Source organism: Pedobacter nyackensis, assembly GCF_032678475.1.
GTDB lineage: Bacteria > Bacteroidota > Bacteroidia > Sphingobacteriales > Sphingobacteriaceae > Pedobacter > Pedobacter nyackensis_A.
Window position 1 is genome coordinate 256,896 of the sequence record NZ_JAVTSF010000005.1, and the last position, 19,180, is coordinate 276,075.

The 19,180-nt window shown below is 39.9% G+C and carries 10 protein-coding genes; 7 read left to right on the plus strand and 3 right to left on the minus strand.

Annotated features, from left to right (window positions below):
• Positions 1–67: 67 nt before the first annotated feature.
• From R2Q84_RS17415 to R2Q84_RS17440, 6 genes are all read left to right on the plus strand, one after another.
• Positions 68–3,259: a TonB-dependent receptor gene (locus R2Q84_RS17415; RefSeq protein WP_316817859.1), complete on the plus strand. Its 3,192-nt coding sequence runs from the start codon at positions 68–70 to the stop codon at positions 3,257–3,259.
• Positions 3,260–3,270: 11 nt separating this feature from the next.
• The gene (locus R2Q84_RS17420; protein ID WP_316817860.1) at positions 3,271–5,181 is read left to right on the plus strand and encodes a RagB/SusD family nutrient uptake outer membrane protein; all 1,911 of its coding nucleotides are present in this window, start codon (positions 3,271–3,273) and stop codon (positions 5,179–5,181) included.
• Between the two features lie 121 nt (positions 5,182–5,302).
• Positions 5,303–7,399: an alpha-L-fucosidase gene (locus R2Q84_RS17425; RefSeq protein ID WP_316817861.1), complete on the plus strand. Its 2,097-nt coding sequence runs from the start codon at positions 5,303–5,305 to the stop codon at positions 7,397–7,399.
• A gap of 42 nt (positions 7,400–7,441) precedes the next feature.
• The gene (locus R2Q84_RS17430) at positions 7,442–8,122 is read left to right on the plus strand and encodes a hypothetical protein (RefSeq protein ID WP_316817862.1); all 681 of its coding nucleotides are present in this window, start codon (positions 7,442–7,444) and stop codon (positions 8,120–8,122) included.
• Between the two features lie 30 nt (positions 8,123–8,152).
• Positions 8,153–10,663, plus strand: a complete 2,511-nt coding sequence (locus tag R2Q84_RS17435; RefSeq protein ID WP_316817863.1) for a glycosyl hydrolase family 95 catalytic domain-containing protein — start codon at positions 8,153–8,155, stop codon at positions 10,661–10,663.
• 190 nt (positions 10,664–10,853) lie between these two features.
• Positions 10,854–12,305: a sulfatase gene (locus tag R2Q84_RS17440; RefSeq protein ID WP_316817864.1), complete on the plus strand. Its 1,452-nt coding sequence runs from the start codon at positions 10,854–10,856 to the stop codon at positions 12,303–12,305.
• A gap of 6 nt (positions 12,306–12,311) precedes the next feature.
• Here R2Q84_RS17440 and R2Q84_RS17445 read toward each other — a convergent pair whose 3' ends face one another.
• The 3 genes from R2Q84_RS17445 to R2Q84_RS17455 all read right to left on the minus strand — a co-directional run bounded on the left by R2Q84_RS17445 (position 12,312) and on the right by R2Q84_RS17455 (position 17,377).
• Positions 12,312–13,763 carry a sulfatase gene (locus R2Q84_RS17445; RefSeq protein WP_316817865.1) on the minus strand — a complete coding sequence of 484 codons (1,452 nt, stop codon included), beginning with the start codon at positions 13,761–13,763 and terminating at the stop codon, positions 12,312–12,314.
• A gap of 24 nt (positions 13,764–13,787) precedes the next feature.
• Positions 13,788–15,326, minus strand: a complete 1,539-nt coding sequence (locus tag R2Q84_RS17450) for a sulfatase (protein ID WP_316817866.1) — start codon at positions 15,324–15,326, stop codon at positions 13,788–13,790.
• 134 nt (positions 15,327–15,460) lie between these two features.
• Positions 15,461–17,377 carry a peptide-N-glycosidase F-related protein gene (locus R2Q84_RS17455; protein ID WP_316817867.1) on the minus strand — a complete coding sequence of 639 codons (1,917 nt, stop codon included), beginning with the start codon at positions 17,375–17,377 and terminating at the stop codon, positions 15,461–15,463.
• 464 nt (positions 17,378–17,841) lie between these two features.
• Between R2Q84_RS17455 and R2Q84_RS17460 the strand changes: the two genes are divergently transcribed.
• A complete protein-coding gene (locus R2Q84_RS17460) occupies positions 17,842–18,966 on the plus strand; it encodes a Fic family protein (RefSeq protein WP_316817868.1) in 1,125 nt (374 codons plus the stop codon).
• The last annotated feature ends 214 nt before the right edge of the window (positions 18,967–19,180 follow it).

Here is a 19,180-nt window from a genome sequence, read left to right on the forward strand (position 1 = left end):
TCAGCTATCTCTTCATCCGAAGAGCGCTAGAAGATATTATCACATGAAATTTTCTAAACAAACCAAAATGAAAGAAATAACTTTTTTTATAAAAAAAATGTCAAGTCATGTACTCACCTTATGTACAGTATTACTACTGAATTTGGTGATTGCTTTACCCAATATTGCTACAGCATCGTCAGTAGAAAGTGTCAGTTCTAAGTCATTAATAATTTTACAACAAAAAGATACCATTACGGGTCTGATTACCGACGCAAATGGAGGCCCACTGGTAGGAGTTATTGTCCTTGAAAAAGGTACAGACAACCGTACTACATCTAACAGTGAGGGGAAATATAACATAAAAGTTTCTCCCAATGCCATATTAGAATTCAGATATGTTGGCTACAACAACGAAGAGCGAAAAGTATCTAAATCAGGGACTATTAACGTGCGTATGACCGATACGAATAACAACCTGGAGGATGTGGTAGTCGTTGGATATGGACAACAAAAGAAAACAAGCGTAGTGTCAGCCCTCAATACCATTTCCTCCAAGGAACTATCCATGCCAACACGAAGCTTATCAAATAATCTCGCGGGCCAGATTGCAGGAGTATTGGCCGTTCAACGTTCTGGTGAGCCTGGGAAAGACAATTCAGATTTCTGGATCCGTGGGGTCAGTTCTTTTGCCGGAGGAACCAGGCCTTTAGTATTGGTTGATGGTGTACCCCGAAATATGAACGACGTCACTGTTGATGAAATTGAGTCTTTTTCAGTACTTAAAGATGCCGCAGCTACTGCGGTCTATGGAGCAGAGGGAGCCAATGGCGTAGTTCTGATCACTACCAAACGGGGTGCGACGCAAAAGCCAACTTTAGATGTCCGATCCGAATACAGCATGGTTAAATCAACACGTATGCCGCAATTGTTGAACTCCTATGATTACCTGTCATTGTACAATGACGCGGTTTGGGAGGTAGCGGGAAATCCTGCAAATTTTACAGCCCCTTTCTCTCCACAAGTTCTGGATTTATATCGTTCAGGAGTAGATCCGGATCTATATCCCAATGCCGATTTTTTAAGCCTGATGAAAGACAACACTCAGAATAAGCGTGTCACATTGAATTTAAGAGGTGGTTCAGAGCGGGTCAAGTACTTTCTATCAAGCGCTTTCTACAATGAGAATGGCATTTTCGACTCAAAAGCCATCGATAAATATGATGCCAATATTGGCCTAAGCCGTTACAATCTCCGTTCTAACATTGACATTAACGTTACAAAAACAACAGATCTATCCATTGATATGAGTGGGCAATACACAGATGCCAGCTATCCCGGCAAACCCACCGACGAAATCTTTGGATCCATGTTTGACTTTGCTCCACATATTTTCCCACTACGCTTCTCTGATGGCAAATTCTCCGAACCCTCTATTTATAATGGAGAAACGGGAAACCCTTATAACAAGCTAAATGAATCCGGATACCAAAAACAATGGAACGCTTCCATTCAATCCAAGGTGGCCTTAAATCAAAGGTTAGATATCGTCACGCAAGGTTTGAGCTTAAAACTGATCGGAAGTTTTGACGCAGATTATAACTCGGCTACACTACGAAGTAAGACACCGACCTCGTACAGGCTCATATTAAACGACAAAAACGAAAAAGAGTTTCTTCAGGTAAATGAAGGTTCTCCAGACCTGAAAGACCCTAGCGGCCAAGGAAGTGGTGGTGAAAAGCGGGTTTATCTGGAAGGGTCATTAAATTATAAACGCCTTTTCAACAATCTTCATGATGTTTCTGGTCTCTTACTTTATATGCAAAAAGAAAATCAGTTGCAGGGAAGTGGTCTTCCTTTTAAAAAACAAAGTGTGGTGGCGCGTGTTTCCTATGGGTACGACAACCGGTATATGGCCGAGGGTAGTTTTGGTCTGACAGGTAGTGAAAACTTCGCAAAAGGTTATCGTTATGGAATATTCCCCGCAGTAGGTGTCGCCTGGTATGTGAGTAATGAAAAATTCATGAAAGCAACTGAAAATGTGATCAGTAAACTCAAATTCCGTGCATCTTACGGCCTTACAGGGAACGATAATGTCGGAGGAAGCAGGTTCCCCTACAGAGGCTCGTTAAATAGTGGTGGCAGCGGTTATAACTTTGGATTCAATGTAGGCGCAAACGGAGGACCTACCAATAGTCCGGGTGCCGGTATTATTGAAGCCGCTTTTGCAGCGCCTTACCTATCCTGGGAAGTAGAAGAGAAAAAGAATATAGGCCTTGATTTAGGCTTGTTGGGGGGACGAATAGATATGAGCGTCGACGTCTTTAGAAATGACCGCCGGGATATTCTGATGCAACGTAAAACGGTAAGTGCCGTAACCGGTTTTAGGCAGACACCATGGCAGAACTTTGGTAAAGTGACCAACAAGGGGCTGGATGGTAATGTGATCATCAAACAGAAAATTAATGATGTAACGTTGAATTTTAGAGGTAACCTTACCTATGCAAAAAATAAGGTAATAGAATATGATGAGGTAAGTCCACGTTATGATTATCAACGTTATACCGGACAAAGTTTGAACACACCTCTCTTATATATCGCCGATGGGCTATATAAAAATGAAGACTTTATCATCACACCAAATACAAATGGTGGAAAAACCTATACCTTGAAAGATGGCTTACCCAAACCGAGCGCAGGTGTTGCTCCGGGTGATGTCAAATACCTTGATTTAAGTGGAGACGGCAAAATTGATGATTATGACCGCACTTATGACCACGGTTATTATTCAGAAGTCCCGGAATGGGTTTATGGCTTTGGACTAAATGCGGACTATAAAGGTTTTTATGCGGGCATATTCTTCCAGGGAGTGGCCAATGCGTCTATGAGTATAAGTAGCATTATGCCTTTCAGGTTAGGTCAAACCAGTTCCGCCCGTCAGGATGCCATGAATCACTGGAGCAGCCGAAATCCGGACGACCAGAATGTACTCTTGCCACGCCTGCACACAACAAACTTCCAGCACAATACTTTTGCCAGTACCTGGTGGTACAAAAGTGCCAACTTCATCAGGCTTAAGAATTTGGAATTCGGGTACGTAATTGATAGCAAAACCATGAAAAAACTAGCGATGAGAAATGCACGGATTTACGTACAAGGTAACAACCTCGCCGTTTGGGACAACATCAAAATGTGGGACCCGGAACTGGGTTCTTCGGGAGGTGGTGTGAGATATCCGATCAACATGACCTGGACACTAGGCCTTGAACTTAGTTTTTAATTTATTTAAATATGAAAAAGATAATTATTTCTATGATAGCAGGGGCATGCCTGACATTCTCTTCATGCAAAGATTACCTGAATGTTTCTGATGAATTGGCCAGTAGCCTGACTATTGAACAAACTTTTGAAAACGTTAGATATACCAAACGCTGGCACGCCAATATTTTTAATTGTATTTCTGAATACTCCAGGATATTTGATGGCGTTACCGGCTTCTCAAATCCCTGGTTTGTACTAAGCGGAGAAGGTGCAACTAACTGGGACAACCTCAGGACAGAAATGACAAATGGCTTTAATGCAAGTAATGCCCATTTCCACCGCTTTAATTCTATTTATCAATCTATCCGTCAGGCAAATTTGTTTTTGAAAAAAGCCAAACCGATAGGTGTGAGTACAGATAAGGAAAAGTTGACCGCCGAAGAAATCAACCGTATGAAATCCGAAGCCAAGTTTTTCATCGCTTATGCTTACTTCTCCTTATTTGAGCTATATGGCCCCGTTCCGATTGTAACAGATGCGGTTGAATCATCCTCCACTTCGTTTGACTTTCCACGTGTATCTGTTGATGAAATGGTCAATTTTATCGATGGCATGTATCAGGAAGTCTTAAATGAAAATTTTTTACCACAAACTTTGAGGACTACAGACGTTACAGGCAGCCAGGTGGAAAACATGAACGAAATGGTTCGACCTACACGGGCAGTTGTTTTGGCATTGCGTGCCAAACTATGGGTTTATGCTGCCAGTAAACTATTTAATGGAGGCTATTCAGAATCATTGACGTTAAAAAACAAAGATGGCAAACAACTGTTCTCACCCTACAATGCCTCCAAATGGGAAACTGCTAAAAGACATCTCGAAACGTTTTTGAATTTTGCAGAGACAAATGGTTATACCCTTTTCCGAAAATCCAATGGAGATGGCACTGAAAATTACAGTCAATCTGTTTACCGGCTTTTTCAGGATTGGAATAAAGAAATCATCTGGGCCAGCAGCAATACCTATATGAACGAAGTTGATGGCTCTTTTGATCGCAGATGTCGCCCAACCGCTATTTTGGATGGTTTCAGTGGTATAAGTGTATCACAACGAAGTGTGGATGCCTTTTTTACTAAAAATGGTCTTGATATTAATGAAGATCCGGAGCATAACGAGACTGGTTTTACAGACATAGAAAATCCTAGTGCGTATGTAAAGCCCCAGGTAGATAAACATATCTTTAACATGTATGTTAACCGAGAGCCCCGTTTCTATAATGCCATCACTTACCAGGGTAGAAGCTGGCACATCCAACCTTCAAACAACTGGTTTGTAGATTTTTCCGTGAACGGGAATAACTCAAATAACATAGCCTACCGGGAACATTACACTGGTTATCTGCTATACAAACGGACCAATCAGGAAATGTATCCAGGCGGCTCGTACTTAAGAAATTATGCACGCCCATCTATCCTGCTCCGTCTGGCAGATTTCTATCTCTATTATGCAGAGGTTTGTAATGAGATCAGTCCATCTGATCCGAATATCATTAAATATCTGGACCTGGTAAGAGAAAGGGCTGGTATCCCAGGTTATAAAAAGTTACAGGAAACAGGAAAAAAGACAGGAGTAATCGGCGATTACGAAGACCAGGCTTATGCTATCCGTAGGGAACGTCAGGTAGAACTTTTTTCCGAAGGCCAACGTTATTTTGATATTCGTCGCTGGATGATCTGCGGACCTGGAGAAGAAGCAGATCAGACAAAATATTGGGGAATGAATGTAGATGGTAAAAGCGAACTCCCTCCTTCTGATCCAAACTCTTTCTACCGCAGAAAACTCATTCGTAACCACCAATGGATGAGAGCCATGTATTTATATCCGATACCACACGACGAGATTGTTAAATCGCCGAGTTTAGTTCAAAATCCATTATGGTAGCCCATTGGTAAGATAGATATATTAACCTAAGTCGATGCTCGATGAGAACTGTTGCTTTTTGTATCTGCGGTATACAGGAGCAACAGTTTCTCTATTTAAAAATCTTACGCCAATTATAAATATGATATTACTCACAAAAGCAAAAAAAATATATTTACTCCTTATTTCAACTGTACTATTATGTCTTGCTGCTCATAAAAAAGAAAAAGAACCTGCCCCCTATGGCCCCATTCCTACCGAGCGTCAAATTCGCTGGCAAGAGTTAGAGTTTTACGCATTTATCCACTTTAGCATAAATTCATTTACCGATGTAGAATGGGGATATGGAGACAAAGACCCCCAAATATTTAATCCTACAAACCTGGATTGTAAACAGTGGTGTAAAATCATTAAAGATGCAGGTATGAAAGGAGTCATTCTTACTGCAAAACACCACGATGGCTTCTGTTTATGGCCATCAGCTTATACAGATTACGACATTCAAAAGTCGCCCTGGAAAAACGGCAAGGGAGATTTAGTAAAAGAATTGGCAGAAGCCTGCAAAGCCTACGATTTAAAATTGGGGATCTATCTATCACCCTGGGACCGGAATAACAAAGATTATGGGACAGCTTTGTACCCTACCTATTTTCGAAATCAATTAAAAGAATTACTGACCAATTATGGTGATATTTTCGAAGTTTGGTTTGACGGCGCAAATGGAGGCTCTGGATATTACGGGGGAGCAAATGAAACACGTAACGTGGATAGAAAAACATATTACAATTGGCCTCAAACAAACAAACTTGTTCATGAATTACAACCAAATGCGGTGATATTCAGCGATGGGGGGCCTGATGTTCGTTGGTGCGGAAATGAATCCGGATGGGTAGGAGAAACCAATTGGAGCACGTTGCGGAGAGATGAAGTATGGCCAGGATGGCCACTTTATGAACAATTACAGAATGGTCATGAAGATGGAAATTATTGGGTTCCCGCTGAAGTGAATGTATCTATTCGTCCGGGTTGGTTTTACCATAAGGAAGAAGACAATAAAGTTAGATCTGTCGACCAACTATTAGACATTTATTATAATTCTATTGGAAGAAACGGCACCTGGAATTTGAATATACCTATTGATCGTAGAGGATTGGTTCATCCAGCCGATTCTGCAGCTCTAACGGAGTTCGCTCAGGTTATTCGAAGAGACCTTAAAGATAATCTGGCCAAACGGGCAAAAGTATTTGCGAGTAATACCCGGGGGGCAACATTTTCAGCAGAGAACCTGATAGACGGCAATAAGGATTCTTATTGGGCAACAGAGGATAAAATCACAAAAGCATCCTTAACTATTGAATTAGGAAAAGAACCCATTATATTTAATCGGCTATTGATACAAGAGCATATTCGGCTAGGACAGCGCATTAAATCGTTTACTGTAGACGCCTATGTAAACGGACAGTGGCAGCCCTTGGATTCACAAACAACTATAGGGTACAAAAGAATTCTAAAATTTCCAGATACAAAAGCATCTAAAATCCGTATTAATCTGGATGCAAAAGCTCCACCAACCATTAGCAATATAGAAATTTACAATGCTCCTAAAAGGATACATCCTCCATCAATAACCAGAAACAAAGACGGAATTGTATCGATCAAAAGCAATTCTACAAAGACCAAAATTCTCTATTCCCTGAATGGAGGTTATCCAGATATGGTATACAAGAAGCCTTTTGAAACAAAAGCAAATGTTGTGGTGAAAGCGATGATCATAGACACAGATAATAGTAACCGCAGTGAAATACAGACTAAAAATTTCAACATTGACAAAAGGAAATGGAAAGTACTGAACATACCGGAACTTTCTGTAAACAAGATATTCGATGGAGATGGGAACACATCCTGGATTAGCAAAGATAGTAAGCTTCCATTTGATCTCATTGTAGATTTAGGGAAAGAACAGGATGTTAACGGATTCAAATACTTACCTGATCAAAATGCAAAAGGTGTCGTATTCAATTATACACTCTCGTCGTCCTCAGATGGAAAAACATGGAAAACGATCTTTAGAAGAGAGTTTGATAACATAGGAAATAATCCAGTTATGCAGATTGTCCCCTTTGAGCCTAAAAAAATGAGATTTATAAAATTTACAGCGAACTCGAATGTCAAAAACAGTTCAGGATTTGGATGTGCTGAATTCGACATTTCAACAATAAATAATTCGAATACCCACTAATAGCAACACACAAAAGCCAATTGATTTATAAAACAAGTAAAAATGAAAAAGAGTATTTTTTTTACCATGCTCGCTTTGATTAGCATTCAGAGTTATGCACAAAAAGAGAACAACCAGAAATGGAATTTTAATAATCTTGATGGATGGAAGTTTGAGCATCAAGATGAGAACCCCTCAAATCAGTGTGAAATAGACAATGGAATCCTAAAGATTTTTACGAGAGCGCAATCCTGGGACCGAAAAAAAGTGAGAACTGCAGCAAAAAAATACACATCAGGGAGGTACACCTGGCGAACATACATCCCACAAATGGGAGAAAAAGATCAGGCCAGTGTGGGTTCATGGATTTATTGTGATGATCATCATGAATTAGATTTTGAGGTGGGATACGGCAATGCAGCGGTTAGAAAGCAACTCAATGCAGCACCAGACGATATGATTGCCTACATGACCTCACAAGACTTCCCATCAACATCTGTCCCTGTTACGATTAAACCCGGATGGCACATCTTCGAAATTGACTTGACAATTAAAGACAACAAATATTATGTGACCTGGCTAATAGACAAAAAGAAGCAACATGGCGTTCAGTTACAATTCGGCAATGAAATCTCATTTGCGATCTATTGCAGCGTCGAGAATCTAAAATTCTTAGGGGACCGTATTCCTCAACAGGACAATTATGGATTATACGACTTTGTTAAATACCAATACCACAAGTAAACTATGGCCTTATTCAAAAATAGAATTAATATGAAAATAAAATTGTTGCTCTTTTTAGTCGTAACTGCATTGTCTTTAAAGGCCCAGGACAATACAATGTATAAATACCTTAATCTGGCGTCCTCCCCTTTTACAGTAGACAACAACTACCTTTCAAAGCATGATATCGTTTACCTTTCCCCAACACAGCTTGAAGCCGAAGGCTTCCCTATGGGAAACGGAAATATGGGAGGTATGATTTGGAATAATGACAACGGTATAGAATTACAGATTAACAAAAACGATTTATGGACTAGCTTAAGCGCCGACGAGGGCGGCACATCCATTCTCAAACATGCCGCCCGACTGAAAATAGATTTCGGCACTCCTGTTTTTAGCTGGATCCATCTTAATAATTTTGAAGGAAGATTATCTCTAAAAAACGGAGAAGCCACCTACAAAGCGTCAACCGCCTACACAAAAACAAATATCAAAACATGGTTAGCGCGAGGCAAAAATGTATGGGTGGTAGAATGTGAAAATATACCGAATGCAAGTGTTTTAGGCGAAAGCCTGATGGCAACAATCTCATTAGAGCGATTAGGAAGTCGTGCTTTCTCAGGTTGGTATGGAGGGGGATTCCCTAAAAATACAGCAGTAGGAATAGGAAAGACACAGTCACTCTTGAACGGCCGGGATATGGTGATTGAAGAAAAAGGAGAAGGCTTACATTTTGCGGTAGTCTGTAGAGTTATTAAAGGTTCGAACCTGCCAACCCTGGTCAATTCACATCGAACAGAGCAGAAAACCAGTCATAATAAATTCACTGTTCTTATCAGTGTAGTGTCTGACAGAGAAAATAATCAACCCGTCGCGGCAGCTCAACAATTGTTGGATGAAGCTGAAAAAACCGGGATTAGACAATTGAATGAAGAAAAAAACGACTGGTATAAAAATTTCTGGTCAAACTCTTTTGTAAAGTTAGGGAATGATTACCTCGAGAACATTTACTATCTGCGCAGGTACCTGATGGCTGCAGGCTCACAAGGAGAATTCCCTGTCGCTTTTAACGGAGGACTATGGCGTTGGAACCGGGATGTTATGAACTGGGTAACCCCACATCATTGGAATACTCAGCAACAGTATTGGGGGCTGGCCGCACAAAATGATTGCCAGTTGATGCTCCCCTATTTGAATACCTATTTCAAAATGATCCCTTACGGAGAAGCATTGGCAAAAGAAAGAAAAGCGCCGAATGATGCTTTGCTCATCACGGAGGCTCACTGCTTTTCCGGTGAACAAGTATACAAAGACCGGAGTGACATGAAAAATAATTTCACGCCGGCTGCCCAGATCTCTGCGCTCTTCTGGGACTATTACGCATTTACCGGAGATCAGACTTTTTTAAAAAACAAAGCCTATCCTTTCATGAAAAAATCGGCTAATTTCTATCTCGACAAGCTGCAATGGGATGCCGACAAAAAAGAATATTTTCTGCTTTCCTCCCTGTACGAATCAGCTGATATCGATCATGCAAAAAATACGATCAGCGATAGAAACTGTATAGAGCAACTCTTTAAAAATTGTATTAAAAGTGCTTCCTTACTCCATGTTGATAAAGAAAAAATAGCCAAATGGAAGCATGTCTTAGCACATCTCTGGAAACGATCTTTTCAACAACTCGAATCATCCGGAGAAGTCATTTCTCCTGCTGAGGAGTATTACACTACAACTCGCTATTCTTCCTGGGCATGGGCAAGTGGCGGATCTATTGCATTTCCATCTAATCTTATAGGTATTGATGATAAAGATTCACAGTTAGGGAAAGCAGTCATCAATCTTGTTAAATACAGAAAAGAAGCCAATGCACATTATCCCGTCCCGGAAGTAGCGGCAAGAATGGGCTTGGGAAATGAGACACTGGAATATCTTATTAATGGTGTAAAAATACACCAGATGTATCCGCAGGGACTGATGCACAATGTAACAGGCTATCCTGATAACATCTATAATCTAAATTCTATACACGACTTGTTAGACGGCAGGTATACGATACGTTCGCAGGCATTCTTCCAGTGTGGGATGGAACCAATAAGTAATTATGGGACTACTATGAACGAAATGATGCTTCAAAGTAATGAGGATAAAATCAGGGTATTTCCTGCTATTCCGTCGGCATGGGATACCACAAAAATCGCCTTTACATTATTAGCCAGAGGGGCATTTGTTGTTTCCTCTGAAAGGGACAATCAAGCTCAGGTGGTACAAATAGGAATAAAAAGCCTAAAAGGAAATCATTGTCGAATTCAGAACCCCTGGTCTGATTCTGAAAAGATTACCGTTCTTCAGGCAGGTAATGGAAAAAGCATAAAATTTAAAATCGATCCCGGCAATGTAATTTCTTTCACCACACAACCCGATGTAGAGTATATGATCAGGAGTGTGGTCAGGAAAACCCCAACAAGCAAAACTGTCTATTCAGGAATGCCAAATCCTACAGTAAAACATCTGGGCAATCGTATCCTGGGAAAACTTAGCGGATTGAATGACGCGATCAAGTAGTCCGGAGCATAAGACGCTAATTTAACATAAAGGCCTCGACTGGATCTAACGTCGAGGCCTTTTCAGTAGTTTTGGTTGATTTGTTTTAGCGGGATTGGAGTATTATATTGTACTCATGAACCAGATCAAACCGAACCAACCCAAAATTATACTGTTGCTTTCACTTTGCTTATTGTGCTTTTATAACACAATGGGTCAAACAAATAAGAAACCCAATATCGTATTTATCTTTTCTGATGACCATGCTTTCCAGGCAATCAGTGCTTACAAAGGACCTCTGGCCCAATTAGCGCCAACTCCGAATATAGATCGGATAGGAAAAGAAGGAATGCGCTTTGACAAATGTTATGTGACCAATTCACTATGCACTCCTTCCCGGGCCTCCGTTCTTACGGGGACGCACAGTCATATTAATGGAGTAAAGATTCTAAGCGACAAGCTGGATACCAATCAGGTTACTTTCCCAACTGTACTACAATCTTTAGGCTACCAAACTGCAGTTGTCGGAAAATGGCATCTCAAATCAACACCAAAAGGTTTCAACTACTGGGAAATACTTAATGACCAGGGACAATATTACAACCCGGATCTCATCACCAGGGAAGGCCAGAAACAAGTTGAAGGTTATGCAACTGACGTGATTACCGACAAAGCATTGAACTGGCTGCAAAATGACCGCGATCAGACGGCTCCTTTTATGCTTATGATTCATCACAAAGCACCTCACAGGTCTTTTGAAAAAGGGCCTGACCATTTGCATACTTATGAAGACGTTACCTTTCCCGAGCCCTCTACACTATTCGATGATTATTCAGGCCGCGGCACTCCAGCCAAAACACAAGAGATGACCATAGCTGAGCACTTGAAACTGGATAGTGACCTTAAGGTATACCTTGAGCAAAATGTGTCAGGTTTCAACAAACGTATGAACGAACAACAACGTAAGGCATGGAATAAAGTCTACGACTCTGTAAAAACAGATTTTCTATCCAGAAATCTGACTGGAAAAGAACTTATAAAATGGAAATACCAGCGTTACATGAAAGATTATCTTGCGACGGTACGGTCGGTAGACGACAACGTGGGAAGGGTGCTCGACTATCTCGATAAAAACGGGCTAACAGAAAACACGTTGGTGGTATACTGTTCTGACCAAGGCTTTTACCTGGGAGAACATGGATGGTATGACAAGCGTTTCATGTACGAAGAATCCTTTCGTACACCATTGCTGATGAGGTGGCCTAAGGAAATCAAGAAAGCTTCCGTAAATGCAGATTTGGTCAGTAATCTGGATTTTGCTCAAACTTTCATCCAGCTGGCTGGTGGAGTATCGCCAGAAACCATGCAAGGATTAAGTCTGTTGCCGGTAATGAAAAATCAAACTCCTAAAAACTGGAGATCTAGTCTGTATTATCATTATTATGATTATCCTGCTGTGCATAGTGTAAGAAAACATGAGGGGGTTGCCAACAAAAGATATAAGCTTATTCATTTCTATGAAATTGACGAATGGGAACTTTACGATTTATCCAAAGATCCGAAAGAGTTAAAAAACCAATACAACAACCCCTCTTACCTGAATAAGGTAAATGAAATGAAGGCAGAACTTAAAAGATTAAAACAACAATACAAAGCATCTTAGAAAAAGTTATTTATCAAGATCGTTTTTTCTGACTACCATAAGTTTTTGTTTCAACCGTTCCTGCATCATCTTCAAAGTTTTTGAGTGATCGGGACTTTTACTTAAATTATGAAACTGCTTTGGGTCATTTACCATATCATAAAGTTCCATTCCTTTTGAGGCATCTTCTTTATACTGGATATAAGCCCAATCTTTAGTCCGCACAAGAAAAGCTTCGCCGTTAAGAGAGACGCTAAATGCCTCATCTCTGACCGCATGTTTAGGGTTATTCAATGTTTTTACAAGACTTTTTCCTTGAACGTGTTTTGAATATTCTAATCCTGATAATTCAGCCAATGTAGGGTAAAGGTCTATCAGCTCTGTGAAAGTTTCACAAACGGCCGGTTTTTTACCTGGGACTTTAATAATCATTGGTACACGTACAGACTCTTCATGAAGACTTACTTTCATCCAAAATTTATGTTCCCCTAAATGAAAACCATGGTCAGAAACAAAAACTACAATTGTATTGTCTTCTAACCCTTCTTCCTTGAGTGTATGGAGTACTTTTCCCACCTGATCGTCCATAAATGATACAGATGCGTAATACGCAGCAATTGCTTTTTGCTCCTGCACAGCATTCATCATCGCATTTTTGCTGGTCACATAATTTATCCCATTTGCAGGAATATCATCCCAATCATTTTCTATAACATCCGGCACCACAATATCTTGATAGGGATATGCATTAAAATATCTTTTCGGTGCAACGAAAGGTACATGAGGACGGACAAAACCAACGGCCAAAAAGAAGGGTTCATTTTTATGCTTGCGAATAAGGTCGCTGGCCGTTTGGGCTGTTATTCCATCCGCATGAACAAGATCATCACCTTCAGCCTTCACAATAGTCATTTTATTTCCACCTATTCTTTCAATTTTCCCATCAGGATTGTCTTGTACCAGCTCTGCCTCCCCTGGGGTTTGCCATTCTGCAGCTTTACTATTGAACCTTTCTGTCCAGGAAGCTTCGTCATCCGTACCGTTTGTTCCTTCTTCAATATCAATTGGAATTCCCATATGATAAATTTTACTAACACGGGCAGTATAGTAGCCGTTGTTTTTAAACACTTCCGCAAGCGAAGCACGTTCTTTTCCAACCCGTTCCCGACCGCTAACGTACCCATATGTTTTTGTAGCCGTAGGATAATAGCCAAACATTAGGGAGGCACGGGAAGGACCACAAACTGGAAATTGGCAGTAAGTTTTAGTGTAACGCGTCCCTTCGCCCGCAAGTTTATCGATGTTAGGTGTTTTAGAAACCTTGTTCTCATAACAAGATAATGCGGTGCCTGTCAGGTCATCCGATATAATGAAGAGGACATTCGGCTTTTTTTTTAGTGACTGCGCATGAGATGTAAAAACGGTCAGCACAATTAAAGCTAATAAAACTGTCTTTGACAAACTAAACATGGGTTTCATTGGGATATATTTTATTTTCAATATCTATTCTTTATCCGCAGATAATATCTGCGCTGCATCGCCGTCTTTATATGCTGTCACCAGCTCAGTTAATCGCGTTCGAAGTTCCTTGCGAATACCAGCATAAGATGGGTCATAGATCAGATTACGCATCTCCCTAGGGTCTGTTTGGAGATCATACAACTCCCATTTATCAGCACCTTTATAAAAACGGATTAGCTTATACCGTTCTGTACGAACACCAAAATGTGGGATCACGTTATGTTCTCCAAATTCAAAATAATGGTAGTATACCGCATCACGAACCTGTTTCTTTTTATTTTGAAATAAAGGTAACATCGACTGTCCATGTATTTCTTTAGGAATTTTAATTCCGGCAAGCTCCAAAGCTGTAGGCGCTATATCAATATTCATAACCATATCCTTATTAACAGTACCAGGCTTGATCACTCCCGGATAACGAATTATCATCGGGGTTTTAAAAGATTCCTCATACATAAACCGCTTATCAAACCAGCCATGCTCTCCTAAATAAAAGCCCTGATCAGACATGTAAATAACTAAAGTATTCTCCTTCAAACCATTCTCATCTAAGTAATCCATTAGTCTTCCTACATTTCGGTCCAATGACACGGCAGTACTCAGATAATCTTTCATATAACGCTGGTACTTCCACTCAGTCAATGCTTTTCCAGATAAGTTTTTTGAAATAAACTCCTTTTCAATCCCCTTGTAATAGTCGGTATACGTTTTCTTCTGATTGGCATTTAAACGGGTTAAGTTCTCACGTCCCATATCAAGCCCCTGCATAATCTTTAAATCATAACCAAGACGCATAGACTTTTCTATATTCATATCCTGCATGGCAGCAGCATAACGGTCTTCATAGTTGTCATAAAAATTGGTCGGAAGAGCGAAGTTTTCTTTATCAAACTTTCCCAGATCCTGTAAATCCGGCATCCACACCCGGTGAGTAGCTTTTTGACCAACAACCAGGCAAAAAGGCTTATCCTTATCCCGCTTTTCCAGCCATCCTTCGGCAATATCCGTTGTCAAATCAGTCACATAACCTTCCATTCGCTTAACAGAACCGTCCATCTGGATGAAATCTGGATTATAATAATATCCCTGCCCAACCAGAATATTCCAAAAATCAAACCCCTGTGGAGTAGATTCCAAATGCCACTTCCCAACCCAGGCAGTCTGATAGCCTACACCTTGTAACCTTCTTACAAATACATCCTGACTAGCGTCAAACTTACTTAAATTATCCTTGAACCCATTTGCGGCACTGTGTTTCCCTGTCAATATGCAGGCTCTGCTAGGCCCACAAATAGAGTTGGAAACAAAAGCATTTTGCATAACCATCCCCTCGTTAGCAATCCGATCTATACCAGGAGTTGGCATCAATTTACCTCCATATGCCCCAATTGCCTGGAACGCGTGATCATCAGATATGATGATTACAATATTTGGTTTTTTTGATGTGACTTTTTTTTGCGCATTTGCCTGACCAAACACCATACATACCGCAGCAAACAAACTAATTATACTTTTATTCATGTTCTATCCATTTTTTTCATGTATAACACACGCTTGGCTAAATGCAAGCACACATTATACATAGACTATAAACTCTATTTTTTTTTAAACCATCGCGAAAGCCATTTGTCAAGACAAAATCTTGACATTGCTCTTTACCCTCTTTTATTGATCCGTCCTTTAAACTTACTGACACCGTCCATAAAAGCTTCCACAATTATTCTTCCTGTCGGAAGGTGTTTAAGATCATAACTGAATACGGCATTCTTAACAGATTTGTATTCATGTTTTTGCCACAGTACACCATCAACCGTAATCTGAACCGTCATATCGCTGAGCTTGTTGGATACCACACTCAATTGCGTTTGGTCAACTACTGATCTTGGATACAAGGAAAACGCATAGCGACCTGTTGCAGTATCCATTTCAAAGCCAGGGATTGCCTTAAAACTAAACATTTCACCAGTCCCGCAATCACTCTCGAAAGCATGGATAAGATTTCCCTTCATATCCAATATGCGGAGATAACCATCCCCATTTGCTGGCTGTGCCCAGAATTGTAGTCCATTTGCAGAAGTATCTATCAGACAAAGAGAATAACTACCCTTCGCAAGGCGAATAGTATCAGTATAAAGCGTTACAGCAGCTAACTGCGATGCAGTTTTTCGAAAAACCGTGTCTTGTTGCGCATTTACAAGAAAAATGCTGTTGTCTTTAGGTTGTTTATTCGTCAGAAATTGAAGGACAAATTCTGAAGGAAATTTCTCCGGTGCTGTAAAGACAGCTTTCATTTCATTATCCGCAGACCATGCATCTTTCTTCCCATTAGGTTGGATAAGCACTACATTAAATACATTTTTGCCATCTTTTTCCTGAATTTCTCCTGGCAATATGACTTCTGCTACCTGGTTAAAAGGAAGATTTCCTTTCCAATGGAATGTTTTGGAAGGAAACCCATCGGTTCCATAAACAATTTTGAGCGAACGAACCGGATCGGCACCCAGATTCCTAAAGGATATACGAGGAGCGGAACTAGCCGGGTTCAACCGGGAAAAACGTTGCTCATCATTAGGTACCATAATGGATTCAACTGCCACATCTATTTTTTGCTTAGGTGCTGAATAATGAAACAAATACGCTGAAATATTTTCAACAGCCTGTATGTTGTCTGTAGCTATATAGGGCTCCATTTGCAACGACACTTTATGGCTTCCTGGCTTTGTAAATACATCGATCACATCAGGTTGTTGTAAATCGCCCGGACACCAGTACGCCCGGTCGAATATCCAGGTACCCCCTTGCGGATACAGCGGATTGTTGCCACACTTTTTCCACATATCCCGCCGGTCTACTACTTTTCCATCCAACATGAGTTGACGCCAGCGACTACAAAACTCACTGCAACCGCGTGGCCTGTCCATACCATGCCCGGTATGCTGCATACGTATCCGACTTAACGCCGCACCACTTATCGACTCATAACTTATCGGCAACAGATTCTCTTCAATCTTCTCTTTCGGATCTCCATATTTATACGCCTTATTCCACAAGGTTGTTATCCCAAGTGGTGTAACAACAGGAGGACCAGATAAGATTTCAAAGTCTATGGTAAGCGCCCAGCCTACGGTTTTATCTTCATAACCGGAATGCACATAGACAACTTCTACACTATCACGCAGGAAAGGAGCAAAATCGGTAACATCTACCTGCCATTTCCAGCTCCACCCCTTATTATAAATACTGCCGTACGGAGTAAGCATCCTGCCCAATTCATAGTTAAGCCCAGTACCATGTGCCCCACCTTTACGTCGCAGTACAATATGATCCAGGTAATCCCAGTGTGCAGTATGCAGACTATCAGGGCTTCCCAGTGTAACATGCATGGTTATTTTCCTTACGGGGTAATCAGCCTTAGGAAATATACCCCATGCAGGATAAGGATTTTCACCTTTGGGATCGCAAATAATAGTAGAACGGTTATGTGTAACGACATGCCTTATCTCCGGCTTTTGCGCGAAAGCATTATAACAGACGATAATACACAACAGGGTTAGTATAGATTTTAAGTTCATTAATCTGAAAAAATAATAGTTAACGACATAAAGATAACATTGTCCGGCGACAATGATACAGATTCTATTTATTCAGTATAAATCCTCTCCAGATGTAACCGTCAAATATTTTGTTTGGATGTCTTCCTATGATATATCCTTTGTCGATCTGTAGTAGGATTTTGGCATAAAACAAAAATCCCGCTCTACTCATCGTAAAGCGGGATTGTAAGCCAAGCGTTACATTTGTAGAACACCCATCAGACCGATTTGATTCTTTTAGCTAATTTAGATCTCAGTGTCATTGAACCCTAGTATTATAGATAACAGTGAAATTTTGAGAACGTTCTAAGTCAGTGTTTCACTCTTAAATCCGCATCACCTTAATTAAGTAAATGCGACATAAACTTAAATAGACACTTTATTATTTAAGTTTATATCACATTTACTTAAATAAGTATATCTTTATTTAAGATCTTTTGAAAATGGACAAATACAATTCAGGAAAGCAGATAAACCAAGGGTATTACAAAAGTTTCCAACCAAGCCTCATCAATAAAGAATGGCATCTCGATAACATGGAAGTAATACAATTGTTGAGTAGAGCTGATAGACATGTAGGACGACTAGATATGTATTCCGAATATGTGAACATAGAATTATTCATACGAATGCATATTGCAAAAGAAGCTACACAGTCTTCTAAAATTGAAGGTACTCAAACAAATATGGAAGAAGCCTTTTTAAGTAAAGACGAAATAATTGCAGAGAAAAGAGATGATTGGGAAGAAGTTCAGAATTACATAAGTGCTATGAATGAGGCTGTAAAATTATTACACCGCCTACCTTTTTCGTCTCGTCTAATTAAGCAAACTCATAAGATATTATTACAAGGGGTGAGAGGAGAGCACAAGCTCCCAGGAGAATATCGAAGTAGTCAGAACTGGATTGGTGGGGCAACCCTAAATGATGCAGTTTTCATTCCGCCAGTACATACATCAATCAATGAACTTATGTCTGATCTAGAGAAGTTTGCAAATGATGATTTAAACCTATTACCCGATCTAATAAAAATTGCTATTATTCATTATCAATTTGAAACTATTCACCCATTTTTAGATGGAAATGGGCGTGTAGGCAGGCTCCTTATAACGATTTATTTGGTAAGTAAAGGCATCCTTAAACAGCCTATCTTATATCTTTCGGACTTTTTCGAAAATAACAGGCAATTATATTACGATAATCTGATGTTAGCGAGGGTTCAAAACAACATATCCCAATGGTTGAAGTTTTTCTTAACAGGGATTATAGAAACTGCTAAAAAAGGCGTCACGACATTCGATGCTATTCTTCAGCTGCAAAAAAACTTAGAGATAAAACTGAAAACATTAGGTAACAGAAATATAAATGCACAGAAGGTAGTCGATTACTTATATACCCAGCCTGTAATTAATGTCAATAATGTTGAAACAATCATCCAAAAATCTTATGTAACAGCTTATAAACTAATTAATGATTTAGAACAGTTAGAGATTTTAAGCGAGATATCCGGTGCTCAAAGAAATAAGCTTTATGTTTTTAAAGATTATCTTGATTTGTTCAAAAAATAGATTGAAACTCACAGCCTTTAAGGATTTGATGAAATTAGCAACGAAATAAACTTTTATTTTACCATGATATATGAAGCTTTTTTTATTTTAGAGCGTTCTTTGAAAGCCAATTTTCTAAAAAACCATTTTTAAGTGTCTTTAGGCACATAGTTTAAATGGTGCCTTGCGGCAAGGCACCCAAAAATAATGAATTCCTAACCGGGTCGTTTTCTTG

What these genes read in the sequence shown, in the direction of transcription:
- R2Q84_RS17415 (WP_316817859.1), top strand. Translation starts at nt 68, where the DNA reads ATGAAAGAAATAACTTTTTTTATAAAAAAAATGTCAAGTCATGTACTC.
- R2Q84_RS17445 (WP_316817865.1), bottom strand. Translation starts at nt 13,763, where the DNA reads ATGAAACCCATGTTTAGTTTGTCAAAGACAGTTTTATTAGCTTTAATT.
- R2Q84_RS17455 (WP_316817867.1), bottom strand. Translation starts at nt 17,377, where the DNA reads ATGAACTTAAAATCTATACTAACCCTGTTGTGTATTATCGTCTGTTAT.
- R2Q84_RS17420 (WP_316817860.1), top strand. Translation starts at nt 3,271, where the DNA reads ATGAAAAAGATAATTATTTCTATGATAGCAGGGGCATGCCTGACATTC.
- R2Q84_RS17450 (WP_316817866.1), bottom strand. Translation starts at nt 15,326, where the DNA reads ATGAATAAAAGTATAATTAGTTTGTTTGCTGCGGTATGTATGGTGTTT.
- R2Q84_RS17425 (WP_316817861.1), top strand. Translation starts at nt 5,303, where the DNA reads ATGATATTACTCACAAAAGCAAAAAAAATATATTTACTCCTTATTTCA.
- R2Q84_RS17440 (WP_316817864.1), top strand. Translation starts at nt 10,854, where the DNA reads ATGGGTCAAACAAATAAGAAACCCAATATCGTATTTATCTTTTCTGAT.
- R2Q84_RS17435 (WP_316817863.1), top strand. Translation starts at nt 8,153, where the DNA reads ATGAAAATAAAATTGTTGCTCTTTTTAGTCGTAACTGCATTGTCTTTA.
- R2Q84_RS17460 (WP_316817868.1), top strand. Translation starts at nt 17,842, where the DNA reads ATGGACAAATACAATTCAGGAAAGCAGATAAACCAAGGGTATTACAAA.
- R2Q84_RS17430 (WP_316817862.1), top strand. Translation starts at nt 7,442, where the DNA reads ATGAAAAAGAGTATTTTTTTTACCATGCTCGCTTTGATTAGCATTCAG.